Origin of the sequence: Mammaliicoccus lentus (genome assembly GCF_947036595.1) — a bacterium.
In the GTDB taxonomy this organism is placed as follows: domain Bacteria; phylum Bacillota; class Bacilli; order Staphylococcales; family Staphylococcaceae; genus Mammaliicoccus; species Mammaliicoccus lentus.
Map to the genome: position 1 here is coordinate 1,509,822 of NZ_OX344834.1, position 13,428 is coordinate 1,523,249.

General features: G+C 30.8%; 12 protein-coding genes. 3 read left to right on the forward strand and 9 right to left on the reverse strand.

Features of this window, described 5'->3' with window-relative positions:
- Positions 1-13: 13 nt before the first annotated feature.
- The 8 genes from ACNMOQ_RS07495 to ACNMOQ_RS07530 all read right to left on the reverse strand — a co-directional run bounded on the left by ACNMOQ_RS07495 (position 14) and on the right by ACNMOQ_RS07530 (position 8,703).
- Positions 14-880 (reverse strand): class II fructose-bisphosphate aldolase, encoded by an 867-nt coding sequence (locus ACNMOQ_RS07495; protein ID WP_308864830.1) that lies wholly within the window; start codon positions 878-880, stop codon positions 14-16.
- A gap of 14 nt (positions 881-894) precedes the next feature.
- Entirely contained in the window at positions 895-1,629 is a 735-nt protein-coding gene (locus tag ACNMOQ_RS07500) for a GntR family transcriptional regulator (protein ID WP_416349637.1), read from the reverse strand.
- Positions 1,610-2,782 (reverse strand): diphosphate--fructose-6-phosphate 1-phosphotransferase, encoded by a 1,173-nt coding sequence (locus ACNMOQ_RS07505; RefSeq protein WP_416349638.1) that lies wholly within the window; start codon positions 2,780-2,782, stop codon positions 1,610-1,612. Before ACNMOQ_RS07505 ends, ACNMOQ_RS07500 begins: the two co-directional genes overlap by 20 nt.
- Positions 2,779-4,227, reverse strand: a complete 1,449-nt coding sequence (locus tag ACNMOQ_RS07510) for a hypothetical protein (RefSeq protein ID WP_416349639.1) — start codon at positions 4,225-4,227, stop codon at positions 2,779-2,781. Before ACNMOQ_RS07510 ends, ACNMOQ_RS07505 begins: the two co-directional genes overlap by 4 nt.
- Before the next feature lie 38 nt (positions 4,228-4,265).
- Positions 4,266-5,489, reverse strand: coding sequence for a Gfo/Idh/MocA family protein (locus ACNMOQ_RS07515; protein ID WP_416349640.1), 1,224 nt, complete (start codon positions 5,487-5,489; stop codon positions 4,266-4,268).
- A 20-nt stretch (positions 5,490-5,509) separates the two neighbouring features.
- Complete coding sequence (locus ACNMOQ_RS07520; RefSeq protein WP_308864840.1) at positions 5,510-6,193, reverse strand: DUF4867 family protein; 684 nt, start codon at positions 6,191-6,193, stop codon at positions 5,510-5,512.
- Positions 6,177-7,994: a solute:sodium symporter family transporter gene (locus ACNMOQ_RS07525; protein ID WP_308864842.1), complete on the reverse strand. Its 1,818-nt coding sequence runs from the start codon at positions 7,992-7,994 to the stop codon at positions 6,177-6,179. The genes ACNMOQ_RS07520 and ACNMOQ_RS07525 overlap by 17 nt, the downstream gene beginning before the upstream one ends.
- 586 nt (positions 7,995-8,580) lie before the next feature.
- Complete coding sequence (locus tag ACNMOQ_RS07530; protein ID WP_415362741.1) at positions 8,581-8,703, reverse strand: hypothetical protein; 123 nt, start codon at positions 8,701-8,703, stop codon at positions 8,581-8,583.
- A 175-nt stretch (positions 8,704-8,878) separates the two neighbouring features.
- Here ACNMOQ_RS07530 and ACNMOQ_RS07535 point away from each other — a divergent pair, with 175 nt between their 5' ends.
- Genes ACNMOQ_RS07535 through ACNMOQ_RS07545 form a run of 3 tightly spaced genes read left to right on the forward strand, consistent with a single transcriptional unit; the run spans position 8,879 to position 11,822 of the window.
- Positions 8,879-9,973 carry an efflux RND transporter periplasmic adaptor subunit gene (locus ACNMOQ_RS07535; protein WP_064205248.1) on the forward strand — a complete coding sequence of 365 codons (1,095 nt, stop codon included), beginning with the start codon at positions 8,879-8,881 and terminating at the stop codon, positions 9,971-9,973.
- Positions 9,970-10,650 carry an ABC transporter ATP-binding protein gene (locus tag ACNMOQ_RS07540; RefSeq protein ID WP_017000596.1) on the forward strand — a complete coding sequence of 227 codons (681 nt, stop codon included), beginning with the start codon at positions 9,970-9,972 and terminating at the stop codon, positions 10,648-10,650. The genes ACNMOQ_RS07535 and ACNMOQ_RS07540 overlap by 4 nt, the downstream gene beginning before the upstream one ends.
- Positions 10,647-11,822, forward strand: coding sequence for an ABC transporter permease (locus tag ACNMOQ_RS07545; protein WP_017000597.1), 1,176 nt, complete (start codon positions 10,647-10,649; stop codon positions 11,820-11,822). Before ACNMOQ_RS07540 ends, ACNMOQ_RS07545 begins: the two co-directional genes overlap by 4 nt.
- Before the next feature lie 346 nt (positions 11,823-12,168).
- Here the strand turns inward: ACNMOQ_RS07545 and ACNMOQ_RS07550 are convergent, their stop codons facing one another.
- Complete coding sequence (locus ACNMOQ_RS07550) at positions 12,169-13,428, reverse strand: aminoacyltransferase (protein ID WP_016999559.1); 1,260 nt, start codon at positions 13,426-13,428, stop codon at positions 12,169-12,171.

The window sequence follows — 13,428 nt, forward strand, 5'->3', positions numbered from 1 at the left end:
ATTACCTTTAATTTTATAAAAATTCCTTTGCTTTTCCTTGACTACCAAACACTTTAATTTTTTCTTGTACTTTCATTTTTAAAAATTCCTTACCAGAACCTAATGAATTTGCTAGTACTATTTCATCTGGATTTGTTTCCAAAACATTTTGAATACCTTTTGTAAAAGCTTGGCGTAGTTCTGTATCCACATTGATTTTTGAGATACCTAAGCTAATAGCTTTTTTTACTTGTTCATCTGGTACGTCAGAACCCCCATGTAAAACAATCGGTCTTTGAACTGCACTTGATATTTCATTTAAACGTTCAAATCTTATACTTGGAGTTTGCTTATATAAACCATGCGCTGTTCCTATTGAGATTGCTAGATAATCTACATCAGTCGCTTCTACAAAAGTTAGTGCTTCATTTACATTTGTAATTAATGCATCTTTCTCATCTATAGAAATATCGTCTTCTGTTCCCCCTATTTTACCTATCTCACCCTCAGAACCTATATTGAGTGATTTTGCAATTTTTGCTACAGTTCTAGTTATATCAGTGTTTTCATCAATATCTAGGGCAGAACCATCAAACATTACTGATTGAAATCCTAACTGAATAGCTTGCATAGTTTGGTCAAAAGTTCTACTGTGATCTAAATGAATAGATATAGGGATTGTAAATTGCTTTTCATAAATATCTATTAAATTTTTCATAGCTTCCATTCCTAAAGTTTGTATAACTTTTTGTCCAACTTGTATCATAACAGGTGATTGCTCTTCTTCAGCAGCTTCTAAAATTCCTAAAATAGTTTCAGCGTTATGTGCACTAAATGCTCCTACCCCATACCCATTTTGGTATGCATGATTAATCATATCTTTTCCATTTATAAATGGCATTAAAAATCGTCTCCTTATCTTTTTAATTCAATATTATATTGATACTTATCACTTCTATATTTAGTCTTTGTGTACTCAATTGGTCGATTATCCATGCCATAACTTATTCGTGTCATTTCTAGTAATGCTTCTCCTGGTCTAACTCCTAATGAATCAGCTTCATTAATTGTTGCATTTATTGCTCTTATTGTTTCTTTTGCACGTTTTAGATAAATATTATGTTGCTCTAATACTTCATAATAATGTGCTTGATTGAGGTCGTAAGACTTTAAAATTTCACCAATTTTTTTAGTCCAACACGATCTTTCGATTGCTATTGGGATATCATTGGCTAATCTTATTCTTTCTATCAATAAAATAGATTCTTTTTCTGACACATTTAAAATATCTTGTTCAAATATCAAATTATCTTTATATTCAGAACGTAAAACTTTTGACTTAGGTACTTGTCCTCGTTCTCTTGTTTCTTCTGTAAACCCTTTAAGTTTACCTAAATGTCCAATTAAATTTTGAGGACGAACAACAGTTCCTCTTCCTTGTTTTTTTTCTAGTAAATTATCTTGGACAAGGATATTTATTGCTTGTCTGATAGTTGTCCTACTCACATTAAATTCAGTTATTAAGTCTTGTTCTGCAGGAATAAGAGTATCTGGTTTCCATACACCTTCTTGTATTCTTCTATATATTTCATTTTTAACTTGAAGATAAAGTGGTTCTCCTTTTTGCGTTTCAAAATGGTTCTTTGACATTATTATCTCTCCTAGCAATTGGTGAAGGATAATGATAGGAGTTAATATCTATGAAGGGTTTTAACCATTCATAGTATTGTTCATAATCATCTATAAAATAATCTGGAACATTTCTTTCTCCTTCTTTTACTACTTCCTTCAAATCAACTGGTATTTTTATTATATTATAGTCCAATTGCTTAGTTCTTTGAAGGGAAACCATTATTTTACTTCTTCCTTCTGAAACACATTGAGCTCCATAAATCCCTACTTCTTTTGCTTCTTTATAATCTACTTCAGAAATAAATGTTGATGAACTTCGTTGACTCATACCCATTAGTTCAGCTCTAACCATTACTTTCAATTCTTTTTTTAGTAAAGCTTCAATCGCTGATGAAATTCCTCCCAATATTTTTCTTCCATTCACTACTTCCTTTTCAATTTGTCCTGAAGTTTCTAATTCCACCCCTTCACTAACAACAATTATTGCATAACCATAATTTTCAATAATTTCTTTGACTCTTTCAATCAGTTTTTCTTTAGTTATTTTTCTTTCAGGTATTAATATAAGGTGTGGACCATCTTCTTTATATCTTCGTAAAAATCCTGAAGCTAAAGCCAACCAACCACTATTTCTACCCATAGTTTCTAGTATTCTGACTTTTTCAAAGTTTTTCATGGATCGTAAATCTCGACTAATATCCAGTGTAGTTTGTGCAACATATTTTGCCGCACTGCCAAATCCAGGCGCGTGATCTGTTCCTCCTAAATCATTATCTACAGTTTTAGGTAATCCTATTACTTGTATTTGAAAACCTATTTTAGTAGATTTTTCTTCTATTTTATTTAAGGCTTTCATAGTTCCATTTCCACCGATAACTACAAGAGTATCAGCATTTATACTTTTTAACTGTTCGACACATGTTTCTATACCTCTTTCTGATAATGAAAAGCGTCCTGAACCTAAACAAGCTCCTGGAACTCTTTCATTATCAATAATCCATTTATTTAACTTTTCTTCTCCTTTTATAAATCTTCCGTAAAATAATCCTTCATAACCATTTTCTATATAAAAAAGCTCGTGGTCATCTTTTGTAGATTTTATAAATCCTGATAATGTTGTATTAATAACAGACGTAGGTCCGCCGACTTGACCTATAACAATTTTTTTCATACACTAACTTCTTCCGGTGATTTATCATATATTATTGTTTCTATATTTAATTGTTTTCCTAATTCTACTAATTCGTCTGTTATATCAGCGTAAACAAGTGCATAATGAGGTTCAAAACCTTCGTCCATTAAATCATAAACAGTATTTTCAACATTTGTGGCTAATTTAACTTCTACAGATGTACCATTAAAAGGTTGTTCAGTATCTAAGGCTCTTCCTGACATAATTAATAAACGATAACCTTCATTAGTATAACTAACTCTAAATATAGTCACTTTTCCTGCTTTTAGTCCAAATTCCATTGTAAATCCTAATTTTCTATTAGGATGTACTCCTGTTTTTGCACCAGTTTTAGGATTTGCTAATGAATAAGCACCAGCTCCGCAATGCCAAAAGACAACTGAATTATTGTCTTCATTAATGTGAACCATATCGCCTAAATATGGTGCGTTACCGTCTGACAGCTGTTGAAGAATCGACATTGATATAGCTCCATGGATATCGGATTCACAAGATGAAACAATACCGTCTTCAGTGAATTGGGATAATGTCGAACATGCTGCTGCACCTAACTTATTAAAAAACTCTGGATAACATCGTACGGCTATACCAGTTAATTTTTCTTGATTAATTTTATCTTTCACATAAGTTGAAAATTGAGCGAATCTTTTCACGGTTTCATCAGTTCTGTTCAATCCTATGACCTGCTTTTCTGCTCTCTCAACTTCAACTATCCATCTCTCCTTAGGAATTTCAATACATTTTTCAAAAGCTTTATCGAGATTGAAATATTTTATCGATATTCCAAATTTCTTTTTAAGCTCTTCTTCATTAGTATCTGAAAAGAAGAAACCAGTAGGATGTTCTCCAAAAACTCCTATATTAATTGCTTTAAGATTATTAATTACATCTGTTACTTTTGATTTTTGTTGAGCATTCAATTTAATATTATTGTGATTTATTCTTAAATCATTTTTAATACCCTTATTTTCATTTTTCTCATTATTTAAAAGTGAAATTAACTTTTGCTCTATATTTTTTTCATTTGCATTACCAAAAATAAAATCATATTGATAATTTTCATTTTTCAAATGATGACTTGTTGCATTTCCTCCTGTTAATGAATTCAAACGTAGTCGCCCACCAACACTAGGCTCTCTGACGCTCCATACAATTATAGGTGTTTCTGTAATTTCTGTTAATTCAACCAATGCAGCTGCATCAGCAAATGTAGAATGTTGGTATACTATACGAGTTATTTCTCCAATATCTTCATTATTTAAAAAATACAATAAATCTTCAATTGAAGTAATAATATTGTCAGGCTCAATCACTTGATCACTTAAACGATTTAGCAATTTGGAACTCTGAGCCCTTTGCTCTTCAGCTGCTTTCAAATCAAATGTTTTCCTACCAATTGGAAGGTATAAAATAACATTACTCATTACAAATCCCTACTTCCCTATATATTTTCAATGATTATTTAATTAAATTTTGCTATTTCCTTTTCAGCTAAAAATTCCTGAATATTAACTTTCTCCTCTTTTCTAAATGATTCTTCCACAGCCAATCCAACTACTATTGACCAAAAACCATCTTCAACTGTTGCTGTTGATGTTTTTTTACCTAGAATATTATCAACAAAGTAAACATGCTCATAATATGTAGCCCCTCCATGTCCACTCGCTTGAATTTCATGTGGATATGCTGGTGTAGCAATTTTAGAAGGTTGTCCCCCTCCACGAATAAGTTCAAAATAATATTGGTCATTTTTTATAGGTAAAAATCGTTCTGTTTCTGATGTTTTTAAACGTCCTTCATTCCCACAAAGCACCAGTTCTTCATAAAACATTGGTGAAAACATTGATAAATTAAAATTACATTGAACACCGTTTTCATACTTTACAATAACAAATCCACTATCGATAATATCCGACTGCTCTCCTTCATATTCAAACGATTGAAAATTCACTGCTTGATTTCCTGTTGCATATACTTCAACAGGCTTAGATTGTGCAAATAAATTGAATAAATCAAAATAATGACAACACTTTTCTACAAAGGTTCCTCCAGATTTTTTGGTAAACTTATTCCATTGCCCTACTTTATCTAAAAATGGTACTCTATGTTCCATTATGGATATTGTTTTGATATCTCCTACTGATTTTCTTTCTAAAGCTTCATGAATTGCTTCTACATAATTAGGTTTGTAGCGATATTGAAGGCCGATTTGAAAAATACCTGGATAATCCTTAGATATTTCTAATAATTCATATGCATCTTCTAAATTAGTAGTCATAGGTTTCTCAAGAAAAATATGTTTACCTGTTTTAGCCGCAACTCTGATGACATCGATGTGGGTATAATTAGGCGTGCAAATTAGTAGAGCGTCTGCTTCAGAATCGTTACAAGCTTTTTCCAAAGAATTAAATATTTTTATACTTCCGCCATTTAATTCATTTGTAAAAACATTTTTAGCTTGTTCAATACTTTGTCCATTAGGATCATACATACCATTTATTGTCGCTCTACCTTCCATTAGTGTTACTTTCATATGTTCTTGCCCAATGTTGCCAGTTCCAATTAAATTAAATTTTAATTTAGGGGTTTTATCTGCTGTCAAATATCGGTCCTCTTCAGGCAAATAGTCAAATTTGGATTTATTGAATCCTGCTAAAATATCTAATTCTTTTTGTTCTATTGTCATTTGTATCTCTCCCTTTTAAATTATTCTTTAATTATTTTTATATTAAAATTTTCTCCAATTATTCCAGGATATGCTCCTTTTGATATTAGCTTTTTATTTTCAGGATGAGCTAATAACCATTTATTTTTCATAAATAATAATTCTCTTTCTTCCAACAAATTTTTTTGAGCTAATTCTAATAATTCATTAGTCCCTTTTGGTAAAATCACTATACATTTAAATCCTTCTTTATGAACTCTGCATGGAGAAAAATGTAATGTTGTTTGATAAATTTCAACAACGCTCCCTTTTGGAAGATAAAAAAATTCTGTTTTATTAGAGTCAAATTCATTATTTTTAATATCTTTTATATCACCCAAAATAAGAATTAAATCTGTTACAGCAATATTGACTTCGCTACCTTTATGATATTCTAAAGCATTTAAGTTACTATTTTTCCCATTACAATATCCAATCTGTATTTCCATTCCTCCATATATATTCTCAGATATTTCTTTTTTTATTTTTGCGTTTTCTAAAGTACTATCTGAAGCAACATATTGGTTAAATTCTTTTGGTATGGGAAAGAGTTCCATAGTGTTTTTAAAATAATCACAAGAAATACTTTTTAAAATTTTACCGTATTTTTCAAATTCTCTACTCTCTATATGGTTAATATTTTTGGTAGGATTGACCTCTTTTATTTTCTCAAATGAGGTTTTCACTTTTATACGCCTCCTTATCCATCTCTTGTTCATATATATGTTTTTTATATATGTTTTTTTTATGTTGTTGCTTTAACAATTTTTCATATTTTTCATTCCAATATTTAAGTGCAATGTAATATAATATTATACAAATAATGATTAAAGAAATTGACATAGGCCAAAACCAAATTGATACAATATTATTTTGTGATGCTAAACCGATTGGAGAAAATAAAATGTAAGTGAATGTCATTGTACTAAGTAATACAACTGTTACAGGTAATGTATATTTCCAAGGTGTCATATCAACTTTTGAATTTTGCTCAAATACAAAAGGTATTTTTAATGGTTTAATCATGCCAATTAATAACATGATTGCAACCTCGACAATAAACATTATTCCTTGAATATGAATAAAATTAATAGTTAGTTCAAAATTAAATATCATTGGTAATCCCCAAACTAATAGATAGTAAGTTATTACATGAGATACAATTATAATTTTCGGTGCAATAGCAGGAACTTTTTTAGAGAATATACCTACTAATACTATTGCGATAATTGGAATATTGAAAAATCCTGTAAATTCTCTAATTAGTGTCCATAAACCGTTAGGAGCATTAATTAGTAATGGTGAAATAAAAAATGTAACAAGCGCTAAAATTGTTCCAAACCATTGACTGACTCTTATCATTTTTTTGTCACTAGCTTCCTTATTAATAATCACTTTATAAATATCATAGACAAATAATGTAGATGCACTGTTCAGTAAAGAGTTAAAACTAGAGAAGACAGCTCCTAGTAAAACAGCTAAGAAAAATCCGTTAAGAAATGTTGGAAAAATATCTCGAATTAGAGTTGGATATGCTAGATCCATCGATTCTAATCCTGGTCCGTATAAATGATAAGCAATCACTCCTGGAATCATCATTAGAAAAGGTACTAATATTTTTAAGAAACCAGTAAATAACGCACCTTTTTGCCCTTCTGCTAAACTTTTGGCCCCAAGTGTTCTTTGAATAACATACTGATTAGTACCCCAATAAAATAAATTAGCAAATATCATTCCTGTAAAAATTGAACCGAAAGGGACATCATCTTTACTAGATCCAATTGCGTTCATTTTCTCGGGATGATCAGTCGCAATTTTTTCCATGCCATCAAATAAATTACCACTACCTAAAGCAATAAATCCAAGTATCGGAACAAGTAAACCAACAATTAACAAACCTATTCCATTAATTGTATCCGAAATTGCAACAGCTCTAAGTCCTCCGAAAATTGCATAAATAGATCCAATAATACCCACTATCCAAACAACTACCCACATTGATTGTTCAAAAGTTATACCTAACATACTAGGTATATCAAATAATTGTAATACTGCGATTGAACCTGAATATAAAACAGCGGGAATTGTAATTAATCCATAACCTAACATAAATAGAAAGACAATTAATAATCGAGTCCCCTTATCAAAACGATTATTGATAAATTGTGGAAGCGTTGTAAATGCTCCTCCTAAATATTTCGGTAATAAAATAACTGACAATATAATAACTGAAAAACCTGCAGTTACCTCCCAACCCATGCTAGACATATTGGCATTATATCCTTGTCCATTTAGGCCAATTAATTGTTCTGCGGATAAATTTGTTAAAACTAATGAACCTGCTATAAAACCACCTGTTAATCCTCTCCCTGCTAAAAAATAACCTTCAGAATCATTTATAGTATTTTTTGTTTTATAATAGGAATACCATGCGACTCCCCCCATAAAAAGTGCGCACGTTATTAAAGTAAATGCAATATTATCCATTTTTAATCCCCCTTTTGGTTTATATATTCCTAAAGTTACAAGTTATAAATATAGTGGTAGCAGAATCTTATTGTTGATAAATACTTTATAAATTAACGCCTCCATTAAGATAATGATGTTTTAAAATACATAATGATGTTTATAGTTATTTATTATATGGAAACGCATTCATAATATCAAGTATTTTTACACAATTATTTGAAAATTCAGATGTTTCAATAACTAATTATTTGTCTTAGAAGCTTTTATAGCAGTATATATACAGATTCAAATTTTTAGATAAATATTCAATAAAATATTTCAAATTTGAATATTTACGTATTTTTTCGCTAAACTATAAAGTAAAAAAATCTCCCAATCCATAGTTTTTAACTACTTAATTGAGAGATTTTTATATTTGAAAGAGATTTTAGTCACATTTGTTTCCTTATTTACTTAACTCATGCAATTATTAAACTTATGATTATAGAAATTACAACCATTACGACACTCTAAATTATTGATGCTTTTCCTGATAATCTGCTTGTTTCATATAATAAGATTGCTATTAAATATCCTTCTATCAATATTCCGAGATCAAACACGCCTAGATAAATGTTGTCGCTGCAAACAAACTTGATGCTTTTACATCAGATATTATGCTTAATTTTGATGATGTCAACGTAAATATCCATACTATGATTAATTCTAATACAATACATAATATCATGTTTACTAGCCACTTTGGTTTTTCTCTAAATTTATAAAAATTTTCAGCTAAGATCCCCCTATTTAAATAAATTTATATTTATATAATATCACCATTTGCCTCGAATTCCATATATTTTTATACAATATATGTTATTATTTTGGGGTAGACATTTTTAATATAGGAGTGAAAAATTTTGAAGAAGAAACTCATTTGGATAATCGGTATCATCGTTATTCTCTTATTAGTCTTGACTGCATATATTGTAAAACAGACTAGTAATGATAATGACAAGAAAAGTGACGGTTATGATACATATCAAGTTAAGGAAGAATCGCCTTTAAACATTTCTGGGAAAGCTTCCCCATCTAAAATAAAAACATATAATAACAATGATCAGTTAGGTGATTTAGTGAGTACTTTGGTTGAAGACGGAGAAAAAGTAAAGCAAGGCGATACTTTAATCAACTACAATATCAACGATCAAAAAAGACAGGACTTATCAAGTAAGGTTAACGACGCGCAAAATGTAGTTAATCAAGACTATCAAAATATTAATCAGCAACCGAACAACAACGATTTACAAAAGAAGTTAAATCAAGATTTAAACGCATTGAATGAAGCACAAAAAGAACTATCTCAGTATACTAAACAAATTAATGATAGTACTTATGCATCATTTGACGGTGTAATTGAAATGGACAATGATACAGATGCTGCAAGCGGAGAATCTATATTAAAATTGATAGCAAATGAAACTCAAATTAAATCTTCTGTTTCTGAATTTGATGTGAACAAAATAAAAGTCGGAGATTCAGTTAACATCAAGGTTAATAGTACTGGCGAAAAAGGTCATGGTAAAATCACGAAAATATCTGAACTACCTAGTAACTATGAAGAAAAAGGTGCTACTGGTGCTGGTATGAGTCAAGGCGATAGCGAAGAAGGAAGTTCACAGGCTTCAAATCCTGTGTCCAATAACCCTACTTTAAATAAGGACAACTCAAAATACCAAGTCACAATAGGAAAAATCGACTTACCTATTCGCAGTGGTTTTTCTACAGAAGCAGAAATCCCTATAGATGCTATTAAACTACCTAAGAGTGTATTAACTAGAAATAATGATGTTTTCGTATTAAACAAAGATAATAAAGTTGAAAAACGTCATCTTAATATCGAACGTCAAAATGGTGAAATATTTGTTAAAAAAGGTCTTAAAAAAGGAGAAAAACTGATTGTTTCACCTAAAAAATCATTAAATAATGGTGATAAAGTTGAGGTATCCTCATGATTAATTTAGTAAATGTTAATCGACACTTTAAGAATGGCGAAGAAACAAACCATATTTTGAAAGATATTAATATTTCGATTGATACTGGTGAGTTTATTGCAATAATGGGGCCTTCTGGTTCAGGAAAAAGTACATTGATTAATATTTTAGGCTTTATAGATCGAGGCTATACTGGTGAATATTTATTTAATCAAGAAAACTACCAAAATGTTTCAGATAATAAGCTTGCTGCTGTAAGAAATAAAACAGTCGGATTTGTCTTTCAAAACTTTAAATTAATACAAAATAATACGATATTAGAAAATGTGAGCATCCCCCTACTTTATTCAGGTATGTCCACAAAAGAAAGAAAGCGTCATGTAGAATCCGTTTTAAGAGAAGTTGGCATTGAAGATAAAAAGAATTTAGTACCTAGTAAATTATCAGGCGGACAACAACAACGTGTTGCTATAGCACGTTCGATTGTAAACCAACCGAAATTTATTATTGCCGATGAACCTACCGGCGCACTAGATTCTCAAACATCTAAAGATATTATGGATTTATTCGTACGGTTAAATCGTGATAAAAACACAACTATGATTATCGTCACACATGACCGCAAAGTTGCAGAACAAGCAGATCGCATCATACACATTTTAGATGGTCGTGTTCAACGAGAAGAGGTGGTTGAATGAAAAACTTACCTAACATTATATCAATATCTCTTAAATCGATTATGAAAAATAAACGTCGGAATATCTTCACGATGATTGGTATCATTATTGGTATTGCTGCAGTAATAACAATCATGTCATTAGGTAATGGCTTTAAAAAGACAGCTTCAGAAGAATTCGAAGATACTGGTGCAAGTAAAGGTCAAGCAGTGATAAGCTATATGCCTAGTAATCCAGATAACGCCACTAAAAATCCTTTTGATAAAGAAGATATGGATATGGTAAGACAAATTAAAGGCGTTAAAAGCGTTAAAATTAAAGAAGACAAAAATCAAAGTTATTCAGCGAAATTAACAAATGCTCAAAAACAACAAAACGTTAATATTATTAAAAAAGAACAGTTTTCAAATACAACAGAAGGTCATGGATTTTCGAAAACAGATAATGAATTAAATGAAAAAGTTGTCACGGTAGATAAAACAATAGCGAAAGAAGTATTTAATAATGACGCTATAGGACAAACATTATTCATTGATGATCAAGGCTTTAAAATAGTCGGCATTGCTAATGATGAAATGAATGATTCAGCAGTGCATATGCCTAGCCAAACATTTAGTAAATACATGGGTAACTTAAATCAAAAGTTTCCAGAACTTGAGATTAAAGTAAACGATGATAGCGAAAAGAAAGAAATAGCGAATAAAGCTGCTAAACAATTAAATAAAAGCGGTTCTGGTAGTAGCGATGGCAATTACGAATACACAGACTTAGAAGAAGTTATGAAAAGTATTACACAAGTATTCGATGCCATTACTTACTTCGTAGCTGCAGTAGCTGGTATCTCCCTATTCATTGCAGGTATCGGTGTAATGAATGTGATGTATATTTCAGTAGCAGAACGAACAGAAGAAATCGCAATTAGAAGAGCATTTGGTGCCAAAGGAAGAGATATAGAAGTACAATTCTTAGTTGAAAGTATTGTATTATGTCTCATAGGCGGAATTATAGGATTGATACTCGGTATATTAATATCAAAACTAGTAGAAGCAGTAACACCTGATATGGTACAAAGTGTTATCAGTCTAGGATCTGTAATTTTAGCAGTTGGTGTGTCAACATTAATCGGAATAGTATTCGGTTGGATACCAGCACGCTCAGCATCGAAAAAAGAATTAATAGACATTATTAAATAGAATTGAAACAGGTTGAGACATAAATAAATGTCTCAACCTGTTTTTTATATAATTTAGGCTATGAATGTCGCACGTGCACCTCGTCTTGCAACATTCAGACAAATTACAAGTTGTGACAATATGACTATCCTTATTGACACGTTTTATGAGTTGTGACAATATGGCCACCCTTGTTGACACGTTTTACGAGTTGTGAGAATATGGCTATCCTTATTGACACGTTTCGCAAGTTGTGACAATATGACTACTCTTGTTGACACGTTTTACAAGTTGTGACAATAAGGACATTACACCTATAATGAAAGAAGCTGAGACATGTATTTATGTCCCAGCTTCTATATATTTTCTATCTTTTAATTTTTGAGCGTACTTTTTGTAATGTATTGTATAAGAAATACTTTTTCTTATTGATTGGTTTGTAGAAATCACCTATAAGTTCTTCGATTTGTACATTAAATCCTCGTTTGAATCGATATACACCGTAGTCTTCACTGTTTTCAGTAAAGTCTCCTGATAAACCGTAGAAGTTATATCTATCGAAGCCATTATCGAAACAATAGTTAATCATATACCAATGCATCATATATGGGCCCATGAAGTGATTGTATTTTTCGCTTGAACCACCTGAGAAATAGTTGATTTCATATGCGTTTTCAAAGAATACACCTGCAGAGAGATTTAATACTTCTCCATCTGTCTTCATTAACTCACTTGTTTCTAGTAATTCTTTTTGAGCATGGTCAATCTGTCTATCAGTTTCAGCGATTTTCTTAAGTTGCTTTTCTGATTTATTTTCTTTAGCCATCATTTGATCGCGTTTCGTTTCTAATTCAGTTAAGTTTTCTTGAGTAGATTGTATATATTCATTTAAATCTATATACGCTAATGGTACTAATGCTTTAGAACCGTATGTATTGATAAAGTTCATAAAGTATTCGTCTGTTTTAGATATAAAGCCTGCTCTTTCTTCAGTCTCTCTATATAATTTGAAGAATATATCTAATTCGTCTTCTTCTAGAAAACGAACTTTCACACCGTAGTTATGAGCTTTATTAACGTTACGTTTTCTCTGGCTATCGAACCCTTTTTTAACTTCTGCTAAAGTCTTGTCTTTTAAGTTTAGTACGCCCATCCATCTTACTTGGCTTGATGGATCATATTGTGTAGTAAAACCATGGTGTTGATATCCTAATGATTTTATTAAGTCGACAATTTGGTCGTTCGGGCCATCTTCTTTTATTGGATTAAGGTCTTTATCATAGATGTTATAAATCCAGTAAGGGTCTACTTTAACATATAAACATTGATGTTGTTTTAAATATTTTTCAAGCGATTTAAAATAGTATTCTACTAATTGTAAATCACTGTAATCCATCACTGGACCACGGTTTGAATAATAAACATAACTGCCTAATGTTGGTATTTTAGAGAACAAACTTGCTGCAACAACTTGGTTGCTCTCATCTTTAACACCTAATAATACGACTTGGAAGCCATCATTTTCTCTTGTTTTGATATTTTCTTTCACTTGGAAATAATGACTTTCATATTGACTATCAGATACAAAATCGTCGTATTCAGTAACGGTTAATTCTGTAAATTTCAT

Bases quoted from the DNA above. Each gene is read 5' to 3' on its own strand.
- ACNMOQ_RS07495 (WP_308864830.1), bottom strand. From the start codon at position 880: ATGCCATTTATAAATGGAAAAGATATGATTAATCATGCATACCAAAAT.
- ACNMOQ_RS07500 (WP_416349637.1), bottom strand. From the start codon at position 1,629: ATGTCAAAGAACCATTTTGAAACGCAAAAAGGAGAACCACTTTATCTT.
- ACNMOQ_RS07505 (WP_416349638.1), bottom strand. From the start codon at position 2,782: ATGAAAAAAATTGTTATAGGTCAAGTCGGCGGACCTACGTCTGTTATT.
- ACNMOQ_RS07510 (WP_416349639.1), bottom strand. From the start codon at position 4,227: ATGAGTAATGTTATTTTATACCTTCCAATTGGTAGGAAAACATTTGAT.
- ACNMOQ_RS07515 (WP_416349640.1), bottom strand. From the start codon at position 5,489: ATGACAATAGAACAAAAAGAATTAGATATTTTAGCAGGATTCAATAAA.
- ACNMOQ_RS07525 (WP_308864842.1), bottom strand. From the start codon at position 7,994: ATGGATAATATTGCATTTACTTTAATAACGTGCGCACTTTTTATGGGG.
- ACNMOQ_RS07530 (WP_415362741.1), bottom strand. From the start codon at position 8,703: ATGATATTATGTATTGTATTAGAATTAATCATAGTATGGATATTTACG.
- ACNMOQ_RS07540 (WP_017000596.1), top strand. From the start codon at position 9,970: ATGATTAATTTAGTAAATGTTAATCGACACTTTAAGAATGGCGAAGAA.
- ACNMOQ_RS07545 (WP_017000597.1), top strand. From the start codon at position 10,647: ATGAAAAACTTACCTAACATTATATCAATATCTCTTAAATCGATTATG.
- ACNMOQ_RS07550 (WP_016999559.1), bottom strand. From the start codon at position 13,428: ATGAAATTTACAGAATTAACCGTTACTGAATACGACGATTTTGTATCT.